Source organism: Tunturiibacter gelidiferens (assembly GCF_013410115.1).
In the GTDB taxonomy this organism is placed as follows: Bacteria; Acidobacteriota; Terriglobia; order Terriglobales; family Acidobacteriaceae; genus Edaphobacter; species Edaphobacter gelidiferens.
The window spans coordinates 2,151,232-2,173,993 of the sequence record NZ_JACCCV010000001.1; the positions used below are offsets into that span (position 1 = coordinate 2,151,232).

At 57.8% G+C, this 22,762-nt stretch carries 11 protein-coding genes and 1 pseudogene; 5 read left to right on the forward strand and 7 right to left on the reverse strand.

Features of this window, described 5'->3' with window-relative positions; all coding sequences use genetic code 11:
• Positions 1-20 precede the first annotated feature (20 nt).
• Together HDF12_RS09250 and HDF12_RS09255 are read right to left on the reverse strand one after the other, a co-directional pair.
• Positions 21-2,975: a beta strand repeat-containing protein gene (locus HDF12_RS09250; protein ID WP_179582298.1), complete on the reverse strand. Its 2,955-nt coding sequence runs from the start codon at positions 2,973-2,975 to the stop codon at positions 21-23.
• Between the two features lie 264 nt (positions 2,976-3,239).
• Positions 3,240-5,909, reverse strand: a complete 2,670-nt coding sequence (locus HDF12_RS09255) for a bifunctional YncE family protein/alkaline phosphatase family protein (protein WP_257025444.1) — start codon at positions 5,907-5,909, stop codon at positions 3,240-3,242.
• Positions 5,910-6,402: 493 nt separating this feature from the next.
• Here HDF12_RS09255 and HDF12_RS09260 point away from each other — a divergent pair, with 493 nt between their 5' ends.
• The 3 genes from HDF12_RS09260 to HDF12_RS09270 all read left to right on the forward strand — a co-directional run bounded on the left by HDF12_RS09260 (position 6,403) and on the right by HDF12_RS09270 (position 12,985).
• A complete protein-coding gene (locus HDF12_RS09260; RefSeq protein WP_179582302.1) occupies positions 6,403-10,119 on the forward strand; it encodes a TonB-dependent receptor in 3,717 nt (1,238 codons plus the stop codon).
• Between the two features lie 536 nt (positions 10,120-10,655).
• On the forward strand, positions 10,656-11,858 hold the full coding sequence (locus tag HDF12_RS09265) for a ferritin family protein (protein ID WP_179582304.1): 1,203 nt from the start codon (positions 10,656-10,658) through the stop codon (positions 11,856-11,858).
• A 251-nt stretch (positions 11,859-12,109) separates the two neighbouring features.
• Positions 12,110-12,985, forward strand: a complete 876-nt coding sequence (locus tag HDF12_RS09270) for a dimethylarginine dimethylaminohydrolase family protein (RefSeq protein WP_179582306.1) — start codon at positions 12,110-12,112, stop codon at positions 12,983-12,985.
• A 148-nt stretch (positions 12,986-13,133) separates the two neighbouring features.
• On the opposite strand, the gene aceB is transcribed toward HDF12_RS09270, so the two are convergent.
• The 3 genes from aceB to HDF12_RS09285 form a co-directional block, all read right to left on the reverse strand.
• Positions 13,134-14,729, reverse strand: coding sequence for a malate synthase A (gene aceB, locus HDF12_RS09275; protein WP_179582308.1), 1,596 nt, complete (start codon positions 14,727-14,729; stop codon positions 13,134-13,136).
• Positions 14,730-14,894: 165 nt separating this feature from the next.
• Positions 14,895-15,662 carry a 2-keto-4-pentenoate hydratase gene (locus HDF12_RS09280; RefSeq protein ID WP_306458003.1) on the reverse strand — a complete coding sequence of 256 codons (768 nt, stop codon included), beginning with the start codon at positions 15,660-15,662 and terminating at the stop codon, positions 14,895-14,897.
• Between the two features lie 327 nt (positions 15,663-15,989).
• Entirely contained in the window at positions 15,990-18,815 is a 2,826-nt protein-coding gene (locus HDF12_RS09285; protein WP_179582310.1) for a PIG-L family deacetylase, read from the reverse strand.
• Positions 18,816-19,166: 351 nt separating this feature from the next.
• On the opposite strand from HDF12_RS09285, the gene msrP reads away from it, so the two are divergent.
• Positions 19,167-20,159: a protein-methionine-sulfoxide reductase catalytic subunit MsrP gene (gene msrP / locus HDF12_RS09290; RefSeq protein WP_179582312.1), complete on the forward strand. Its 993-nt coding sequence runs from the start codon at positions 19,167-19,169 to the stop codon at positions 20,157-20,159.
• Between the two features lie 151 nt (positions 20,160-20,310).
• Here msrP and HDF12_RS09295 read toward each other — a convergent pair.
• Positions 20,311-21,051 (reverse strand): annotated as a pseudogene (locus tag HDF12_RS09295) (YoaK family protein); the annotation flags it as partial.
• Between the two features lie 126 nt (positions 21,052-21,177).
• On the opposite strand from HDF12_RS09295, the gene HDF12_RS09300 reads away from it, so the two are divergent.
• A complete protein-coding gene (locus HDF12_RS09300) occupies positions 21,178-21,888 on the forward strand; it encodes a protein-methionine-sulfoxide reductase heme-binding subunit MsrQ (protein WP_179582314.1) in 711 nt (236 codons plus the stop codon).
• Here the strand turns inward: HDF12_RS09300 and HDF12_RS09305 are convergent.
• Positions 21,885-22,115, reverse strand: a complete 231-nt coding sequence (locus tag HDF12_RS09305) for a hypothetical protein (protein ID WP_179582316.1) — start codon at positions 22,113-22,115, stop codon at positions 21,885-21,887. The two genes, HDF12_RS09300 and HDF12_RS09305, sit on opposite strands and share 4 nt — an antisense overlap.
• Positions 22,116-22,762 lie beyond the last annotated feature (647 nt).

Sequence of the window (22,762 nt, forward strand, 5' to 3'; positions counted from 1 at the left end):
GGTTTCTCCTCGTCCACACGTTAGTTGGACGGTGCGGTAACAGTGGCTGAGAGGTTGCTGATGACCGTCTGCTCATCGAGAGCACCGGTGGAGGCGCTGAAGTAGAGGTAGGCCACAGGAGGGACAGAGACGCTGCCCGAGAAGGCCTGAGTGCCATCCATCGTCACAGTCATCATTCCTTGCACGATAGAAACGACATAATCGTGCGACACCGTGGCTCCTGCCAGAGCAAGCGGGGCGATGTTTGTGTTGACGTTGAAGTATGGCTTTTCCCACAAAGCGGTCTCGCCCCTGCCAACGCCAATATAAGGAACAGGTGGATCGCCTGGATCGTGATAATCGTCAAAGGCAAGCACAATTCCCGGAATTCCCTCCGCACCTAGTCCGCCTCCCGTAGCTCCAATGCTGTTGGTTGTCGCTCCGAGAGACGGATCGCCCAACACCATCGCGAACCCGTCCGCTGGAGGACTGCTCGAGTTACTCGTCGTGATCGTGAAGCTGAGTTGAATGTCTCCGGTGGAGATCAGATTAGGCCAGACGATCTCGCCTCGCTGACCAAGCACGGCCGCGGACAATTGAATCGCACAGGAAGAATTAGGGGGAAGGGCATTGCCAATCAACTTCCAACTCCCGCAAAGATTGCTGATGCCCGTTAGATCTCCAACAAACAGTGAAGCTGAGTTGCTAGTGACTGCAGCCGAAGATCCATTGCTCACGACAACATAGAAGACCGAGCCGGAATCGGAAGAGACTGTCGAAGCCTGGGTATAGGACGCGCTCGTTGCTCCCGGAATCGCGGAGAAAGTGGCGCCTCCGGGTGCAGCCTCAAACCACTGATAGGTCAGCGGAAGCGCCGAGGTAGCCGTTACTGAGAAGGTAGCCGAATCGCCCGCGTTGACGTAGACATTCGTGGGCTGCTTCGTAATCAGGATCCCACTGCCAATCGCCAGAGTAGCCGTCTCAGATAGCGCCGACCCGTAGCTGTTCGTGACGATGACATAGTAGCCGTCTTGATCATTATTGATCGTGGTCGCGGTCGCCGGAACAGTATAAGTGGACGACGTTGCACCTGACACAGCCGTCCCCGTCACGCTCCCCGCAGGTTTCTGATACCACTGATACGTGAGGGTAGGCGATCCGACTGCAACCACAGTGAGTGTTGGCGTGCTGCCAATCGCCGCGGTCTGGCTCATCGGTTGAGTGATGATCGTGGGTGGATCATTGCCGGGATTGACTGTCAGCGTAGCCGACGTGCTGGTAAGCACGCTTCCGCAGGTATCTGTGACCGTCGCGTAGTATCTGGCGCCGCTCGAACTCGTGTTCAAGACTGGCGACGTGTAGGTGCTGGAAGTAGCCCCGGCGATGGCAACTCCCGTCGAGCCGCCCGGGGCAATCACATACCACTGGTAGCTAAAAGGAGCGTCGCCTGTAGCCGCAACCGAGAAGGTCGCAGTCTGGCCCTGGACGATCGAAAGACTCACTGGATTCGACGTAATCGACGTTCCCACCACGACCTTCGCGGCGTTCGAGGTGACACTGCCCGCGGCATTTGTAACTGTGACTGTATAGCTGCCGACATCCATCGCAACTGCACTGGGGATGAAGTAGCTCGAGCTAGTTGCCCCGGCAATCGGCGATCCGTTGAAGAACCACTGATACGTACTCGCATACAAAGCGACGACAGAAAGAGTTGTCGAGGCGTTGTTGCAAACATTCACGCTCGGCGGTTGCCCGGTGATAACCGGCAAGCTGAGGGTCACTTTGGTGGTAACCGAAACAGAAGGCTCATCGACACTGGTAGCTGTGATCGTATAGGTGCCAAGGGTGTTGGGAGACGTCCATACATTACCGACGAAGCTCCCTGCACTGGCCGTCCATATCAAGCTGTTGGTAGCGCCTCCGGAGGCAGTCGCGGTAAAGGTCTGAGTCCCCGGCGCTATCGTCGAATTCGCAGGAGAGATCGGCGAGATCGTCACATTGGTGGGCGTCACCGTGCACGTTGTCGAAGCGACTGCTCCTCCCGTGCCCGTGACCGAGAGTGTGTACGTCTTGGGAGAGATAAGCAGCGGAGTCGAGTAGGAGTTCCCGCTAATTGCGGACAACGTGATATCGCTACTCCCAACTCCGGCCGATCCGATCACGGCCGTCCCGCCCGAAAAGGTGGGAATCAGAGTTGCAGAGGTGTTGTACGCGGGAGTAGCCGAGTTGCAGGCAAGACTAGTGGCAACAGGGATCGTATTGACGACCGTCAGAGTAGCCGGATTGCTCGTGGCTCCGCCGGCAGCGTTGGTTACAGTCACTGTGAACTGCGAGTTATTGTCGCCGATCACCGTGGCAGGCGTCGTGTAGCTACTCGAAGTAGCGCCGGCGATCACAGTCCCGTTTTTAGACCATTGGTAAGTAAGCGGAGCCGTCCCCGTGGCAGTAACGCTGAACGTCGCAGTCTGGCCCACCTGTACGGTCTGGTTTGCTGGTTGACTAATGACCAGTGGAGCGTTCGGTGGCACGGTTGTAGAACTCGCAGCCACCGTCAGGGTAGCTGGCATGCTGGTCACCGTTCCCCCAGCATTGGTTACAGTCACTGTAAAGACAGAGCCGCTATCGGTGCTCGCCGTCGCCGGGGTGGTGTAGGTGCTCGAAGTGGCTCCGGCGATCGCCGTTCCGTTGTCGAACCATTGATAAGTAAGTGTCCCGGTCCCTGTGGCGGTAACGCTGAACGTAGCGGTCTGTCCGACATTCGTTGTCTGATTTACCGGCTGCTTCGTAATGGTTGGAGGTTGACCGGAGTAGCCGTTCCACCCTCCGCCGCACGCCGTCATCACAATCAGCACGAGCGTCGCAGTCAGAAGCCGGAAACCTCCTGAGCGGGCCTTCATCAACCCGCTGGATCGTCGATCGTCAGGCCAAATAGCGAGGCGCAACTTCGAGAGCGACGAAGCGATAGACAAATTGAGGGATGCGGCTACTTTGAACATCGGGACTCCTGGAAAGGATCACAAACTTTGTCAGCTCGGGCCCATCACCCTCGCAAACAGCTCTCTACGTGCAGGAGAAAAACAAGTGTTCCAGGCCCAACGATCAGCAAAAGGTGAATCTCTAGAAAAGATATCCGCAAACACGCTCAAGTTCTCTACACCTTCCGTGCTACCCGCAGCACACTTCAGCCCCCGCAAGAAATCGACAGAACTGAAAAGTGCCTTCCAATAGGCGCAGGCAGTCCAGTCGCTTCCTCGTCGAAACTAATCGTCGTCGTTCTTCACCTTCTTGGGGCGAGCATTCAGCAGAGCGGGCACTGGGCTGTCACCCATCGCGTCCTTCCACAAGATCACATTCAGCTTTTGGGTATCCGCATGATCTGCATGACGAAAGTCCATCCTCTGAGACGCCTTTGCCCCGGGTGCAGTCTTTGTATTCGCCGTGTAGATCAGCCCACTATCCCGATTTCTGTAATCAGCCGAAAATGCCGCCTGGCCCCCATCTCCGGTAAACAACGACCCTATCATTGAGCTGAAGGCATCATTGTTATTCATCGGCGGCAGACCAAGGAGCGTCTCCATCGTCCGCAGGACACTGACAGTCGAGTAAAAGCGACTATCAACGAACGCTCCTCCACCCGCAGCCCTGGGCGAGTACTTGCTGACCACCAACGCAAGGCTGCGATGCGCATCCACATGATCCGCACCCGCCTGCGCATCGTCTTCCAGAATGAAAAATGACGTGTCGTCCCAAAATGCTGAATGGGATACCGCATCGACTGCGCGGCCGACGGCCAGATCGTTGTCGGCGATGGAAGACTTAGGAGTGGGTCCACCGGGAGTCGTTCCTGCTGTATGGTCATTTGGAAGCCGCAGCAGAATGAAGTTCGGCATGTCATCTTTGCCTGATTCACGGTCCGCAACCCATCTCTCAAAGTGTTTCAGGAAAACATCAACTCGAATCTGATCGGGAATTCTAAGATTGAAGTCTGGCTGCTCCACCGCAAAGTGCCCGACTAGCTCCGGCTTGGTTGCGGTGTTTGTCGCCAGAAGTGGGATCGGCCACGGCCACTTATTCACCCCGCCGCCCCACTCCACCGGCAGAGTTTCCCCCGGCAGGATCGAAGGCTTTTGACACTTTGCTCCCTCCAGCAGCGGGCCTTCCTGAGGACTTGCAGTCTTTTTGGCATCGCAGAATGTGGACGAGATGTACTCTCCGAAGTGGTAGTAACTTTTGCCTTGTCGTGCGAGGTTTCCCCACAGGTATCCACTGTTGGGTTCATTGACATCAGGAATTTTTTGCAGAAGAGGATAACCCTCAGCGACCACGCCTTCGAAGTCGTAGGTTCGCTCATCTCCCCGGTAGCTCTGCTGCCAGGTCTTCTCTAGATAGTCTGTGCCGATACCGGCGGTAGACCACACGTGCCCGTCGCCCGACACCTCACCGGAATCGTAGAAGTTATCCAGCACTCCGAACTGGAGAGCGAGTTTGTGCTGATTCGGTGTGATCTCCGCACCATACATCGTCAGGCTTGAGTCACCGTTGCCGACGGCCTTCCCATTTTGTTTAAGATCTCCTAAGATCTGGTCGTAGGTGCGGTTCTCCTTGATGATGTAGATCACATGCTTGATGCGATCCTGCTGATTACCTGCAAACCGGATCTTTTCTTCGGCCGCCTTCATCCGATTCGACTCGACCACCTCGGCCGTCCACTTAGGGAGGTCTCGCTCTATGGCCTTCGTGTCCAACACGGCGAGAGAACCATAGAGAAGCGTTGCGATGTAGCTGGAAGGGCCCGGCCTGGTGGCACTGGTGCCCTCGGACTGTCGCTGCGGGAAATTGTTCGGTCCCGTCCCCTTTCCTTTGGCGGTCGCGACATAAAGCTTTCCACCGGTGAGTCCGATCGACATCGGCATCCACTCCGTAGGCACAAAGCCTGAGGGTTCGACCATCCCCTCCTTCGCCACCTTCGCCGACAGCTTTCTCGTGTCAAGCACTGCGATTGCGTCGGTGATTGCGTTCGCTACATAGAGCCTTGAACCATCAGGAGACAAAGCCAGTGCCTCAGGCTCTGCTCCGAAGTAGGTCTGGTGCGGCAGTCGAGTGTCGAAGTAACCTTTTACCGCGAAATGGCCGTGATCCACGTCAACAGCCGCAACCGCATCGCGGTTCGCTAGCGCAACGTACATCGTCCGCCCGTCGCCCGACAACTCGAGCGCACAGGGATGAGTTCCGGCTGCCGTCTTACTGTCTGGTTTTAGCAGAGCAAGCTTACGGCCCACCACACCGTTCTTCAGATCCAGTTCGACGACCTCGCTCGCATTCCACAGCGCAATAAACGCGCGGCTTTCATCTTTTGAGACGCTCAGCGCGACAGGATACGTCGAAGGCACCGCATCGTTTTCCGCCAGATCGAACCGTATAAGAATCGCACCCGACGCCGGATCTATCAGCAGTACGTCGTCTGATAGATTGTCTGCCACCAGCAGTTTTTCTGAGCCTGACGAACCTATCACGGCGATCGCAGCCGGAAACGGAACGCCTTTATCCCCGGCCGTGCCGCCAATCAGCATCGTCCTCCGGCCCGCAGCCAACTGCTGCAGCGGGATCTTTATCATCCGTTCCTGTGAAATCTTGCCTGCGTTGAAGCCATAGACCACGACGCCGCTACCGGTATCGCCTTTCTCCGTGCCCAAAGGATCAGTCTCCGATCCCATGCTTGCGTAGATATGCCTGCCATCTCGGCTGAAGGCCAGCCCCGAATAGAGCGTCTGTCTGGCTTTGACCGAAGTCCTGTCGTCAGGAAAGTCTTCCACCACGCCGGTCTGAGTATCCAGCACCGCGAGCGACTGTTTGTATCCAGACTCGAAGGTTCCGTATCCCGCATTGACCGTGACCACAAAGCGCTGATCCGGCGATATGGCCATCGACATTGGCAGTCCATTGAGCCTTTGCGGGCTGCCCGGGACCGGCTGCAGAATCCTTTTGCTCGTGGGGAGATCGATAGCGGGCAAGCCAGATTGTGCTGACATTGAACCGGTCTTCAAGATGAGTGCCATCGTCAATAGGAACGCAGCATACTGTCGAACTGTCATTCTCCCAGCCTAGCAAACTCTTCGTTGATCGAGTGTTACAGCCAATCTCCCGTGTGTAAGAGAATCGGCGGCGTGAACCCGTTGCACCCTTGGCGAAGATCGCGACCAGCGCATCGAAATCAATTCGACCATCTTCCCTTTGCGTCCACCGGATGCTCCGCCAAATAAAAAAATAACGATCTATTGTTCATGGCCCGACACGACCGAGACAGTTGTCAACGTTATTTAACATATGACCGCTAGCTTGATTGAGATCATGGTGCAACCAGAAAAAATACCAACCGTTGCTTCTCGATCATAGATCTGTACCGCTTCCTGAAAGGCAGAGCCAATGATGCTGCGTAGAGCGATGCTTATCGCCCTGTTCCTCCTAGGTGCCCTTGTTCTTCCATGCGCCGACGCGCAACAAACCCTGGGATCCGTATCAGGCGTAATCAGCGACGCGACTGGAGCAGCGATCTCCGGAGCATCTATCGTTCTCGTCAACGATCAAACCGCAGCGAGCCGCACTACTGACACCAACGCACATGGCTCCTACCTGGTGCAAGGTCTGCCAATCGGCATCTACACGGTGACCGTTACAGCGAACGGCTTCGATACGGAAAAACTCACCGGCTTCCTGATCCAGGCAGACCGCACCGCCTCACTTGTCATCCGTCTCAAGCCCGGCCAGGTCTCCTCCACAATTGACGTAGCGGCGACGCCACAACTCGACGCGACGGACACCACCAATGGCTATGTTCTAGACGCCGCATCGATCGAGAAGGTCCCTCTCGGCACCGGTAGCTTCACGCAACTCGCCACGCTCAGCCCAGGCGTTCACGCGGATTTGCTCGCCGATACCGGCACGAACACCGGCCTTGGCAACCAGAACATCTACGCCAACGGCCAGCGCCTCTCCAGCAACACCTTCACCTTCAACGGCGTCGTCACCAACAACCTCTTCAACGGAGCCTCCTCCAGCCAGGTCACCGAGAGCCGCGCCGTTCTCAATACGGGAGAGTCCTTTCAATCCAATGGCGCCATCCGTACCAACACTTCCATCTACGACGCCATCGGCGAAGCCCTTCCCTCGCCGCCACAACAGACCATCGCAGAGGAGCGCGTCAACACCTCCATGTTCGATGCCGCTCAAGGAGCGACCGCCGGAGCACACATCGACGTCACTACTAAGTCCGGCGCCAATGCATTTCATGGCTCTGTCTACGGCAACTGGGAGACGTCTAAGCTGAACGCAAACCCTTTCTTCAACAAACAGGCCGGCCTTCCCACCCCCGATCTTCATCGCTACATCGCGGGTGCTGAATTAGGCGGCCCCATCCGCAAAGATAAACTCTTCTTCTACGGCAGCTATCAGTACACACGCGCCCGCGATCAGCTGAACTCGCTCACCTCCTACTTCACACCGCTCGGCCTCACCGACGATCGCAGCGCCGCCGGACTGCAGGCCGTCGTCATCGCAGCCGGCCTCCCCGCCGGTACCCCCATCGATCCCGTTGCACTCACCTTTCTTCAAGCCAAGCTCCCCGGTGGCCAGTACCTCATCGAATCCCCCGCAACGCCCGGAGCCCAGGTTCAATTCATCGGGCCCGCCTCAAAGTTCCTCGCCGATCAAGCTAACGGCAATGTCGACTACATCGTCTCGAAGAAGGACACCCTCGCCGCCAAATACTACTATCAGCACGATCCAACCGAAAGCCCGTTCTCGAGCGGCCCGCTGCTTGGATTTCCTCAAAAATACAACGCCGGAAGCCAGGTCTTCTCCTTGGAAAACACCGCGGTACTTTCCCCGCGCCTCACCTGGGAGCAGAAGGCGGGCATCGTTCGCATGACCGTAGGAAGCTTCACCGGACAACCCTTCGGTCCCTCCACCCCCGGAATCAATCTCTTCGGTAGCACCCTCTTGCCGGGCATCGCAGTTCGCAACGTAAACGGCTCCCCCGATAACGGTGGCGGAAGAACACTGAACATCGGTCCCACCTCCAACTTCTCCAACACCGGCTTCACACAAAACACCCTCGAATTCACATCAACACTCAACTACGTCGCAGGCAATCACTCATTCTCTTTTGGCGGCAACTACGACTTCACTCAACTCAATATCCTCAATCGCGCCAATCAGGTCGCCACCCTCACCTACGACAACATCGCGAACTTCCTCACCGGCGGACCGCTCAACAACTTCGCCGGTAACTCGGTCTACTTTCAGGGCGCCAGCAATCGCTACTATCGGTCTCCTCAGGTCGGAGCCTACGCGCAGGACCAATGGCGCGCTACACCTCAACTGACAATCACCGTTGGCGTTCGTTACGACTACGATGGCGGCCTCTACGAGAAGTACGGAAACCTCGTCAACTTCAGCCCCAGCCAGTACTCTTATGCCGCTGCCAGCGACACCATCCTCAACAGCGGTCTCATCGTTGCAGGCAACAACAAACAGTTCGCCAGCCCCGGCGCTTCGAAGTCGACGCTCACCAATCGTCAATGGGGAATCGGCCCGCGAATCGGACTCGCTTACAGCGTCAATCCCAGGCTTGTCGTTCGTTCCGGCTTCGGTCTTTACTACGACCGCGGCGAGTTCTTTACCGAGTTCTCTCCCTCTGCCGGCAACGGCTTCAACGGACCCTTCGGCGTTACCCTACAACCGCCTTTTGTGCAGCCCGTCAACTCGCCTGACGGTGCCACCTCGGAAAATCCCTTCGGCACCGTGCGTCCTCCCGTCGACACCAATCCCGCCGACTTCATCAACAATCTGCCCAACCAGAACGCACTTATCAACGGAGCCTCGCCCTACCTGTTCGGCGCGTACGCCGCTAACAATAGCTTGCCTTACACCGAAAACTGGAGCTTGGATATCCAATACCAGATCTCCAGGAACATCGTCGGAACGGTGGGATACACAGGAAACCACGGCGTGCATCAAACCGTCCCTCTACCTTTCAATCAACCGGGAGTCGCCACCCCTCAGTCGCCGGTCAACGGCCAGACCTACAGCTACGGCTTCAATGCAACAGACGCAAATGGCAATACGCTTTTGTCGGAACCCTACAGCACCTCCACCGGCGGCAACACAGACCTACGCGTTCCCTACATCGGATACAGCCCCAACTCGGTCGCTTGGACCACGGTAGGTTGGTCGCACTACGACGCTCTGCTGGCCTCCGTCCGCCAAAATCCATTTCACGGCTTCGAGTACCTTCTCTCTTACACCTGGTCTCACTCCCTCGATGCCTCCAGCGGCTTCGGCCTCTTCTACAACGGCAACGATCCGCGCAACCTGGCCTCGGGCTACGCCTCTTCCGACTACGACCGGACCCACGTCACCAGCTTCAGCTTCAACTATCAAATCCCGGACCTCAAATCTGGCAATCGCTTCTTCGATAAAGCTGGCAGCGGCTGGGGTATCAGCGGCGTCACCACTCTACAGAGCGGCCAACCCTACAACGTCTACGACTTCTCCGGAACCGTCGGAAGCATCTTCTTTTCATCAAATGACTTCCTCACCAACCCCGTTCTTCCATTGGCCCCGGGAGTCAGTCCGAAGCAGGCCCTCACCGGACACAGCGGTGCCTTCGTTAACCCGAACACACCCAACGGAACCTCTTCCAACCTGAACGATGTAGCCTTCAAACCCTTAGCCTTTGCCTATCCCTCGCTGGCACCAGGCCAATCCGGAGTTCCACCGTGCGGACCCACCTCCGCTGGCACCACAGCTTGCGATACCTTCGAGTCCAACTTCGGCACCGGAGGCCGCAACATCTTCCGCGGTGCCTTCCAGAAACGCGCCGATATGTCCTTCTTCAAGGAAACAAGGATCCATGAGCAGTACCGCCTTCGCCTCGCGATGGAAGTATTCAACATCACCAACACGCCCAGCTTCGATACCCCAGGCAACAACTTCAGCGGCGCGACCTTCTCCAACCCGCCTTCGATCACGCCGCTTCCAAACACGGACCCAACCATCTTCTCCAGTCAGGGAGTAGGAGCCATTACCAACCCGATCGGAAGCCCACGGCAGATTCAGTTCTATGGAATCTTCAGCTTCTGACGGCCTCAACCGCAACCGCCAACTTCGACCTCTTCAAGCGCGACTTCACTCCTCTTTGACGATCGCCGGATCAACACTCATCGCACGGCACATCGGCTACCAGGCTGTGTTGATGCCGATGGCCCACGGCCATTCGCGGAGCACCTGCGCTCCAACTCACCTGCTAAGAAGGATCAGCAGACATCAGCAGCGTTATTCTTGGCGTGCGAATTTGCTTCGCGCCCTATCATCCGGTTCGGCTACGGTCCCGGCTACCGAGTTGTGATTCGCGGCTGGCCCGTTCACGGCACTCAAGGTGCTCGATTCTATTAATGCAACTTCCACTGAATCGATCAGAGGAAATGCTCAGAAGAGCCAAACCAATCATTACAGCACCGTAACTCTCCGCATAGTCTCTGCGCTTACCAAATTTTTACTCGAGTCGACACTCTTTTGACTTTGCGCTGACAACAGTGACGAGTAGAACGCCTACTGTCTCGTCACCGGAGTCAGCAGTATTTTCCGGCTCAATAAAGTTCGACCAAAGGAGAAGTGAAATGTCACAATCTGAAACTCTGATCAAGAAATCCGCAAATCGACGCGAGTTCTTGAAAACGGGAATTACGGCGGCAGGCGTAGCGACCATAGGCACAGGCTTGTTGGGCGGTGGAGCATCCGCCTTTGGCCAGGAACATGACGGAGATGGCGATCTCACACAAGGCGACATCGCGATTCTCAGATTCCTGAATGCTCTTGAACAGATCGAAGCCGACCTGTGGATTCAATACTCCGAACTCGGAGGCGTTCAGGACAAGGAAGTCTCCGGAGTCAAGGGAGGGAACCCGCTCTACACGGCTGCCCTCTCTATTCTCGACGGCGATATGGCCCAGTACATCCACGACAACACCGACGATGAGATCAGCCACGCCGCCTTCCTGAAAGCATATCTCGAATCGAAGGGCGCCGAGGCGGTCGACCTCAGCCCCTTTGCCACCATCCCAGGCAGCACTGCGACCGGTTCCACCGGCAAGACACGGCTCACCAATCTGACGCAGCTAACCGTGGACACCAGCTTCTGGTCCAAGTACCGCAGCGTCACCAATCCTGACTTCGATCCCGGCGCACCGTTCGTTCAGGCAGTCCCCAGCCTCAACGTAGGAAAACACACAGCGATTCCAAGAACCGACGCTGACACCGCCGGCAGCTTCATCAGCAGTGACAACACCAAAAGCATCACACCGCACCTCCAGGCAATCGCGTTTACAGCAGGATTCCACTTTGCGTTTATAGAAGCTGGGGGAACCAGCCTCTATCCAACACTGGCCCAGAAGGTCAGCAATCTGGAAGTCCTACGGGTCTTGCTTAGCATCGGCCCCAGCGAGACCATGCACTTCCAAACCTGGCAGGATAAGGCAGGCAATGCGCTCCCATTGACCGACGTCGACAATGGACCAGGTGGAACCGGTGCATCCGTTACCTTTACAACACTCGCTAACGCCCAGGGAGAGACCAATCCCGAGTCCCTCAAAGGCGACACCTTGCAGGCCAACCTCATCATGCCCGAACCAACCCACTTTCTCAGCAAGAAGTTCCCACCCGTTGCAATCGTTCGCCCGACCTCTACAAAAAATAGTGGAGCGGTGGCCTCTCTCCAGGGCTTTGTGGATGACGGGCTCTTCATAGGCCAGAAAAATCCAGAGTTCCTGCGACTGATGTTCCGTCTGGCGGAGGAGGCGGACGAAGCTCGGCGCAGATCTTAAGCGGATAACCTTCTCTCACCCCGGATAGTTGTCCGGGGGCGAGAGAGGGAGCTCATCTCGAAAGCTCTTACACATCTTGCGTCGCTGGACAGAGGTCAAACAGATGTCGCCGCATCGCTTCTTCAGGCCGACTACTCAACCTCTCGAATATTTGTTCCACAAAATGTATCTTTATGCGTCATTGATGCATAATCATTAGTGTTGACGCGGCTTTTGTCATCCTCCATGCTCATCATGGAGAAACATTCAGTATGAGCACGCAGCCAATCGAGATCACCACCCCAGCGATCCTCACCACAATCCGTTCCACCCCGGCAACTTTTTTGATGTGTCCGCCCAGGCTCTACGACGTCAACTACGTCATCAACCCCTGGATGGCGGGCAACGTCCACGCCTCCTCCCGCACTCGCGCAGCCGAGCAGTGGCAGCGCCTCTACGAAGCCGTGAGCACCATCGCGGATGTCCAACTCGTCGAACCCGAACCCGGCTCCCCCGACATGGTCTTCACCGCTAACGCCGGCCTCGAGCGCAACGGCACCGTCGCCATCAGCAGCTTCTTTCACCCTGAGCGCCAGGGCGAAGAGCCGCACTTCCGTCGCTGGTTCGAGCTCGCCGGCTACAAGGTCATCGACACTCCGCGCGCCACGCCGTTCGAAGGCGAGGGCGACGCTCTCTTCTCCACCGACGGCACCCGTCTCTGGGTTGGCTACGGCCCCCGCACCGTCGCCTCCAGCCATCACACTCTACGCAGGATCTGGGGCATCGAGGTCACCTCACTCCACCTCATCGACCCGCGCTTCTACCACCTCGACACCTGCTTTGCTCCCCTCGAAGGCGGCTACGTCATGTACTTTCCCGAAGCCTTCGACCAAGCCTCTCTCGCCAGGATCGAAGCCTACTACCCACTTGAAAAACGGATCATCGTCACCGAGTCAGATGCCGTGTGCTTTGCCTGTAACGCCATCAACGTCGACCGCACCATCATCCTGAACAACATCAGCACCGACCTCCGCCACCAACTCGAATCACGCGGCTTCGACATCATCGAGGTCACTCTCACCGAGTTCCTCAAGGCCGGCGGCGCCGCCAAATGCCTCGTCATGAAACTAAGCCGGTCCGTACTCTAAAGGCATTCGTGCCCGAGCAGATGATCCCGACCAACGGGAGGACCGTAGAGGATCATCTCGCCAAGACCGGTACACACGCCACGAAGTGGCCGCCCCACGCGCAGTGGGCCCGTCCGGCAGGACATATCTTCTAAAGAAGAGCAGGGAACTAAAGCCCCTCCGCCAACACTCTCTCATAAGCCGGCACCGTCAAAAAATCCACAAACTTCTTCGCCCGCACCAGCTCCCCCATCAACTCCGCAGCCCGCACATAGGCCGTGTACCGCTTCGCATCAACGCTCGCCTTGGCATGCTTCAGTTCATCCCCGATTACAGCATCCACCATCTCCACCGTCACCGGCAGCCCATCGTCCATCACTGCCTTATGGTGAACCCACTGCCAAAGCTGAGCCCGGCTTATCTCCGCCGTAGCCGCATCTTCCATCAGATTGAACAGCGGCACGCACCCAATCCCGCGCAGCCAGGCCTCCACATATCCCAATCCAACCGCAACGTTTTGCCGAACCCCCGCCTCCGAGATCGTCCCCTCCGGCACCTGCAGCAGATCCGCAGCCGTAACTTGAAACTCCGGAAGCTGCTTTGAGATCTGATTCGCCTGTGGCATCACGCGGTCGAAAACCTCCAGCGCCACCGGCACGAGCCCCGGATGCGCGACCCACGTTCCATCGTGCCCGTCTGTAGCTTCACGCTCCTTATCGGCCCTCACCTGCGTCAGCGCCCTCTCATTCGCCACCGGATCGCTCTTGATCGGAATAAACGCGCTCATCCCACCCATCGCGCTCACCCCCCGACGATGGCAAGTCTTGATTGCCAGCTTCGAGTAGCTCCGCATGAAGTGCGTCGTCATCGTCACCTGCGCGCGGTCCGGAAGCAGCACGCTTCTATCACCTGCAAACTTTTTGATGAAGCTGAAGATGTAGTCCCACCGCCCGCAGTTCAACCCGGCCGAGTGGTCCTTCAACTCCCACAGAATCTCGTCCATCTCAAACGCAGCCAGAATCGTCTCGATCAGCACAGTCGCCTTGATCGAACCCGCCGGAATCCCCAACTCACCTTCCGCCTTGATAAACACATCGTTCCAGAGCCGCGCCTCCAGATGGCTCTCCATCTTGGGCAGATAAAAGTAAGGTCCCGAACCTCGCGCCAGCAGCTCCTTCGCGTTATGAAACGCATACAAACCAAAATCAAACAGCGATCCCGACATTGGCTCGCCATCCACCATCAGATGTCGTTCCTCGAGGTGCCATCCACGCGCCCGCACAAATAACGCCGCAGGCTTCTCAATCAATTTGTAACTCTTTCCGGTCTTTTCATCGTCAAACGCGATCGTGCGCCGCACCGCATCGCGAAGATTCGTCTGCCCTTCGATCACGTTCTCCCACGTAGGCGTCGTCGAGTCTTCAAAGTCCGCCATGAAGACCTTCGCACCCGAGTTCAGCGCATTGATGATCATCTTCCGATCCACTGGCCCGGTAATCTCGACCCTGCGATCAAGCAAATCCTCAGGCAACGGATCCACCAACCATTCACTCTCGCGAATGTTCTTCGTCTCTTTCAAGAAATCCGGCCGCTCTCCCGCATCCAGCCGCTTCTGCCGCGCCACGCGAGCCTCCAGCAGCTCCTTCCGCTGTTCGTTGAACGTCCTCTGCAACCCCACCACGAACGCCACAGCCTCCGGAGTCAAAATCTCCGCGTACCGCCCCGCCGACGGCGCAACAAACTCAACGCTCTTAGTCGATTTCATCCTTCATCCCTCTAGAAAAGATCTTCCGCACATGCGCAGAGTAAGCTTGTCATTCTGAACGGAGTAGAGTCCCCGCATTTCGTCTTTGCCATTGCTGCCGCTTCTCTCTACGCCGAGGAAATTCTCGGCTGCAATCAAAGGCGGAACACATCCTGCGTCTTCGATCTACTCAAACCGCAGATGAACCTCGCCCGCAACAGAAAACTTTACATTCGCAGTAGATCCCGGAACTGCCGAGGTCACACCGGTCCAGCTTCCCGTCGTCACCCACTGTCCGGCCTTCAATCCACCAGTCCTCGCAGCGCCCTCATTCGCCAGCCACGGCAGCAGACGCATCAGGTCCCCCGAAGTATTCGATCCCGTCCGCTCCACCCTCACCGCACCATCGACCGCAATCATCACATGCTCGGCCTTGAAATCGATCTTCTTCCAATCCGCTACTGCCGGCCCATACACAAACCCGCCATGCATCTGCAGATCCCCAAGCATGGACATCCGCGCCGCCTTCAACGGATCGGCCAGACCACTCTCGATCACCTCGATTGCCGGATGACAGCTCGCAATCGCGGTCGCCACCTCATCCCGGGAATACTGCGTGGCCCTCGGCGGCAGATCTTCACCAATCAAAAACGCGATCTCCGCCTCCAGCCCGCGATACCTCCGCACCCCACCTATCACGGCGCCATCCCGCGCAACCCACGCCAGCGGCATCGGCGCAAACAACGGTTCGGCCTCCGCACTGGGAGCTCCGATCTTCCATCCGCCAATCGCTCCATACGCCTCCGCAATGCGATCCTGCAGCGCATAAGCCTCGTCCATATTCTTCGGCTGCAAAGCCTCCGGCAGATCCTCGATCGGCACTCCGGTTCTCCGCGCATCGAGCAGCAGATCCGCCGCCTCAATCAGCTGTCGTTCTCTCTCGCCAGTCATCATGTCGTCCAGTGTCTCCCAACCAGCCCGCTTCTGTCTCGCCGCCACCCGAGTTGACGCATCGACGCAGATGCCACAGCGTCGGAAAAAATGTTGTCGTCATCCTGATCCTGGGCCTGCCGACTTTGTCTTTCCTGTCCTGAGCAACGCCACGACCTCCGCATGTCGTTCTTTGCTGTTGCATTTGTCTTTCTTGTTGTCATCCCCAAAGGGGATCTGCTGTTGTCTTTCTCTTCTGCTGTTGCCATCGTCTTTGTTCCACAACAAAAAACATCGTCATTGCAACCCAAGTTGTTTACAGGTGCTTGTCGGAGACCTCTACCCAACGGACTAATTCACCGCCGTATTCTTCCCCAGGCTCAACAGATTCGCAAACAATCGATAAGCTCCCGGCACTCCCTCCGGCAGCTCACGATACAGCGCAAGCGCCAAATATACATAAGCGCCTTTGCCCGTCTTCGCCACCAGCAGCCCACCCTTCTGCGGATCCTGTCCCGGATCATGCGTCTCCAGCGGAGCAACATACTGCGAGTCCCACGTCCCCATAAACCCGTGCCCGCGCTCCTCCACCCATCCATCGAAGTCGCGCTCCGTAATCTTGTTCGGCCAACTCAAGACCGGGCTCTCAGGCACCAGCAGCTGCACTGGCGCCCTCTCGTCCACCACCTTTTCAGCATCTCCCAGTGAATACGAGTACGGACCGTAGTCAAAGTTCCCCAGGTTGTACTGCACAATGACCACGCCACCATTCTTCGCATACTGCAACAGCTGCCCATTCGCCGCCGCCAGTCCCGGATGCGCCGCATAAGCTCTCACACCCAGCACCACCACGTCATACCCACTCAACTTCCCACCAGCAACATCGCCCATCGTCAACGTCGTCGCATGCACCCCAAGATTCTCAAGCGACGCCTGCACCTCATCCCCGGTCCCCGGCAGATACCCCACCTTCAATCCCGGAGCCACCTTCACATCCGCCCCTCGCGCCCGATACGTCGCCGGACGATAAAGATTCGCAGGCAGCAAACCCGCATACCCAACCGTCTTGTACCCCTCGCGATATTCTTTGCCTTCATAACTCGCAACCGCAGTCATCGTATAAGCCGTCTCCGCCATCTTCCCCGGAGTCACCACAAACGGCACATCCACCGAATCCCCATCCTTGACCAGCGAAAACTCCGCCTGCTCCGGAGACGCCGTCCACCCCTTCGGCAACTCCAGCTTCACCGTCCCCGTCGCAGTACCCTTCACATTGCTCTTCACCTTCGCCGTTACCATCAGCGTCTTTTCCGTCAGCGGCACCACACCCGCCGACGGCGACACCGCCACCGAGATCGCCGGAGCCACCACCAGCGGCTCATACACCGTTCCCAGCCCCGTCACCCTATGCAGCGTCTGCACCTCCTGCCCCAGCTTCACATCAACCCCGTCGTAGTCCACCGTCACCCACGCCGTCAGAGCAGGCAAGGCAAGCGAAGCATTCCGCATCGCCGGATCTGAAACATCGTAGTAAGCCTGTTCAATCCCCGGCCGCGTAAACGGAGGCCGCGTTACCGCAGCATCCGCAGGCAGCTTTACCTGAAACAGATCCTCAAACGCCAACCCGCTGACAATCGTCTTCTCCCCCGCACCAGCCTTCGCCCCCGAGTCTTCATAAGTAGCGCCCGCACTCGATGCCAACCCCGCAGCCTTCAACGTCACCGGCACCTTGCTCCCGTTCACCACGAGCATCTTCACCGCAAAGCTCTGCCCCGGCACCGCCGTCACAAACGTATCCGCACCATCTCCAAACCGCGCAAACGGCCCCGTCTCCGCCTTCCCCACCACCTGCGCCCGCAGACTCAACCCCAGGGCATGCACAATCGCATCATTGAACTGCATCCGCTTCACCCGCAGCTCATGCAGCAGATCGTACTTCTCCCGCGCGGTCAGCCCGCTCGCCTCCACCTTTGCAATCAACTCATCCGTAGCCTTCAATCCATCGCGCAAAAATGGAGCCGTCCTCTCCGGCGCAGCAATCTTGTAAACCGCCTCCGCCTGCCCCACCAACCCATCGATCTTCCCCAGATCCTGTTTCAAAAAATTACTCTCGCCCGGAGCAAGCGCGCTCATCCCCCCGAGCGAAACATCTACGCTATCAAAGAACCCCTTCTCCTCCTCACCCGTCTTCACCCGCGAAGCATACCGGTGATACGAGACATCGAACCTCCCCGCCGCCGGTATCCCCATCCCGCCGTTCTGAGACTTCTGCAACCCCAGCCCCATCCGCGCAAACTGCAAATAAGTCATCCCCAGCACCGGGCTATACTCGCCCTCCGGCACCGTCACATTCGCCTTCGGAGACTCCGTCGTCCACTCCTTCGTCACATAGTTATAAAACCGTGACGGAGCATACTTTCCCGTCGCATAGTCATACATCCCCTTCGACGTCACAGAAAAAAACGGCTCCCGCGCATAAACCTTCAGCGGACTCCACGGCATCAACCCCGCCGCAATCTGATCCGGAAACACCTTCGGATCACCCGCCGCATCGAACACCTCCTGCGCCATCTCACCCGACACCTGGTGCTGCCCATGCCCATCCGTAATCCCGCCCACAAACACCGCCGTTACCACCAGCGGCCGATACAGCCTCACCGCCCTCACCGCGTCGTACAGCACGCGATCATGCCCCCAGTTCTCCAGCGCCTCTTCCTTCGTCTTCGAGAACCCGAAGTCCACCTCCGTCCCCCACATCTGGTCGATCCCCATATACCGCCCAGCCGCCAGCAGCTCCTGCGTCCTCACTAAGCCCAGCGCATCATCAAAATCGGCAGACATCAAATTCTGTCCACCCTCACCCCGAGTCAGAGTCAGCATCGCCACATGCGCGCCCTGTCCCCGCGCCTCATACGTCAGCATCCCGCCATCCTCATCATCCGGATGCGCCACAATCATCATCAGGCTCGCCCGCGTCCGCAGCTTCACAAGACTCTGCCACAGCGCAGCCGACCCCTCATTGGCCGCAATCTTCTGCACCCCAACCGCTGGCCGTACCTGCTCCCCGGCAAGATTCGCCGTCTCCCGCAGCTCCTGGCAGCTCAAAACCCCACCCGCCACCACCAGCGCCATCACCGAAACCGCAGCCAGACCCGCCACAACCCGTTTAGAAGTCATTACTTTCTAATCTCTCACACCCAACCGCCCCAAATCACGCCAGAAATCCCACCATCCACCACTCAACCCCAGCCGTACATACTATGGGGTAATAAGATCTGAATCTTATTCACTAAAACCGTCATCTCGGCCGAAGCGGTTCACAGTCTCATCGTGAACCGAGCAGTGGATTGCGGCTACAGCTTTCAATTGCAGCGAACCGATCCATGCTGCGGTATCCGTCAAGACCCTGCTATTTCGCCTTTGCTTTCGCTTACTCGACTTACGAGACAGGCGGAGACTACCCTGTAACCCCAACGCACCTTTCGAGTCATACTCAACGTCAGTTATTCGTTCCGAGGGAACCACCCCATGCTTCTCCCCAAATCTCCCAGCCTCGAAGCCACCATCCGATCCTCCGAGATCACCCCCCAGCACGTCTTCGAGCAGCATCAACAGACCCGCCGCCGCTTCCTCACCTCCGCCGCCACCCTCGGCGCCGCCGCCCTCGCCGCCCGCACCATCCCCTCCCTCATCAACCCTCCAACAACGGTGCACGCAGCTGGCGAGCCGCTCAAAACAATCCCCAGCAAGTACACCCTCGACGACCCGCAAACTCCCCTCGCCAAGGCCAGCTCCTACAACAATTTTTACGAGTACGGCACCGACAAATCCGACCCATCCCACGAAGCCTACCGCCTCCAAACCCGCCCCTGGCCCATACAGATCACCGGCATGGTCAAAAAGCCCCAGACCATCAACATCGACGACCTCATCCACTACCGCCCGCTCGAATCGCGCATCTACCGCCACCGCTGTGTCGAAGCCTGGTCCATGATCATCCCCTGGGACGGCTACTCCCTCTCCGAGTTCATCAACTTCTGCCAGCCTCTCCCCAGCGCAAAATACGTCCAGTTCTTCTCCTACAACAACAAAAAAGTCATGCCCGACGAGCCCTCCGGCTACGACTGGCCCTATCGCGAAGGCCTCCGCATGGACGAGGCCATGAACCCTCTCACGCTCCTCACCTTCGGCTGCTACGGCCAGGTCCTGCCTAACCAGAACGGCGCTCCCGTCCGCGTCATCGTCCCCTGGAAGTACGGCTTCAAATCCGCGAAGGCCATCGTCCGCTTCCACTTCACCGACAAGCAGCCCGAGACCACCTGGAACGAAGCCGATGGCCGCGAATATGGCTTCTACTCCAACGTCAATCCAAACTACGACAACGCCCGCTGGTCCCAGGCCCACGAGCGCCGTCTCGACACCAGTCTCCTCCCACGCAACATCCCCACCCTCATGTTCAACGGCTACAGCGACCAGGTAGCCAGCCTCTACGCCGGCATGGACCTCAAAAAATTTTATTGAACTAAGCGGAAGTGCGCCCGGCTCGCGACCAACGGGAGCGCCACGCGAAGCGGTATACAAGTCACGAAGTGACCGCGGCCCGCGCAGGGCGCCCGTCCGGCAGGACACATCCTTAGTCCCTGTTCCTGAAGACAGAGTGTTAAGAAGCACTCCGCTCCCGCACATCGTCCATAATCGGAACAAACGCGAGCATCAGCAGCACTACAGCCAGCGGCAGCGTCGCGGCAAAGCCCATCCGCCTGAATCCCACCGCCCCCACCACGCCGCCGACAAAGAACAATCCCACCAGCGACACCAGCAGCCACAGCTTCTCGAAATCTGCCCGCACCGCGGTAAGCCCCTCATCCTCGCCGCGCCGGTTCCAATACAAAGCCTTCCCCAATTCAATTCCAATGTCTGTCACCATGCCGGTTACATGCGTCGTCCGTATCTCTGCCTGAGAGATCTTCGTGATAATCGCATTCTGGAGCCCCATCGTGAAACAGAGCAGCGCCACCGTCATTGGCACCACAAACCACTCATGCCGAGCCAGATGCCCACCCATCAACCCGAAACACAACAGCAGCCCCGCCTCAAGCATCATCGGCAGCGCATACTCGCTATTCAAATAACGTCTTCGCCCCCAGTTCACCAGAATTGCAGTACACGCCGCGCCCGCCAGGAACGCCAGCAAGGCACTTACTCCCGCCGCCAGCCACCCGAGATCCTGTGCCGCCGTCGCATCCGCCATCGCCGACACGATCCCCGACATATGCGAGGTGTACTGCTTCACCGCCACATATCCCCCGGCATTTGCCGCTCCCGCGATAAAAGCGAGGAAGTGCGCAAGCTGCCGGTTGGCCCTCTGGGTGCGTTCACTTCCCGTCAGTCTGCGAAGATAAGGAACTGGCATCGCACCGTCCGCCTCTATCATCGCAGTTTTTCCTGTCTCGCCCACCAGCCCCCTGACAACTCTGTAACTCAAATCCCACAAACGCGTCCCATTCAACAGCCCGAGCTAAACTAGCCCCAGTCAAAAATGTCCAAGCGCGCCATCATCCTCCTCAAAGTCCTCATACATCTTCTCTGCCTCGCCCCCATCGCATGGCTTTGGCACTTCTTCACCTCAGGCGGCCTCGCCCTCAACGCCGACCCTGTCAACTACATCACCCACTTCACCGGCGACTGGACCCTCTACCTCCTCTTCACCTCTCTCGCCATCACCCCCATCCGCCGCCTCGCCACCAGCCTCGGCTTCCTCATCCGCTTCCGCCGCCTCATCGGCCTCTACGCCTTTTTCTACGCCACCCTCCATCTCGCAACCTACATCTTCCTCTTCTCCGGCTACGACCTCACCACCGCCATCACCGGCCTCCGCACCGGACATCCCGGCGAGCTCGTCACCCAATGGAAGCTCATCTGGCCCCGCATGGTCGACGACGTCCTCAAGCGCCGCTTCATCCAGGTAGGCCTCTTCGCTTGGCTCCTCCTCCTGGCCTTGGCCTGCACCTCACCCGCCTTCATCATGCGCGCCATGGGAGGCAAGAACTGGCAGCGCCTCCATCGCCTCGTCTATCTCGCCGCTATCGCCGGAGTCGTCCACTTCTGGTGGCTCGTAAAAAAAGGCAACAACGCCCCCTGGAAGGTCACCGCAGTCCTGACCCTCCTCCTCCTCGCCCGCGTAGCCTACACCGTGATGAAGCGCCTCAAAAAGCCCACCCCCATCCCCGCCCGCCCCAGCTCCGTCTAGCGCACACAAGCACCAATCGCCGTTTTTAGTTGCGTCGCCGCTGTCTGTTCTTCGCCGTCATCCTGCCCCTGCGCAAAGCCGAATGGGGAAGGAATCTGTAGTTTCTTTTTGCCGTCATCCTGAACGGAGTGAAGGATCTCGACACCTTCCACCCACCGATACCGTCCGAACCTTCCGACCCAAACACTCCAACCGTTGCCGCTCTTCCATCCAAAAAAAATCGTCATCTCGACCGAAGCTGTTCACAGTCTCACCGTGAACAGTGCAGTGGATTGTGGCTACAGCTTTCAATTGCAGCGAACCAATTCATGCTGCGGTATCCGTCAAGACCCCCGTATTTGCCTTTGCCGTTGCTGTTGCCGTTGTCGTTGCCTGTTTTTTGTTTGTCATTCCGCAGCGCAGCGGAGGAATCTGCTGTTGTCGCTGCGGTCGCTGTTGTCGTTGCGGGCGCACCACAAGCCACCATCATCCCACCACAAACTCACCACGAAAAGACCACCATCAAACACCCGTGTAGTGGGCCAGTTTGGAGTAAATGACCGAAGTTGCCGATAATGCGACTTTGTGGGAGAGGTCCTATTTGCCTCTCCAAAATGCGAGGGATGGCTTCTTCGCCCTAGAGCCTTGGCACAAATCGCCCTACAGTTAGGCTTCTGATGAGCGTTATTTGGAACGAGTGCTGCTCGCAAAAACCTTCTCGGCAAGGAATACGCACCCCAATGCCATCAGAAATCCCGGGATGACAAATGCCATTGCACCGATTCCGGTCAAATGAGGCGCAGCCCACGGCATGAGGAATATGAGTGGTAGTTGTAACGCCGCTCCCACACATAGAGCAACCCAAACCACCATCTTCCGTTAAGATCCCAGCGAG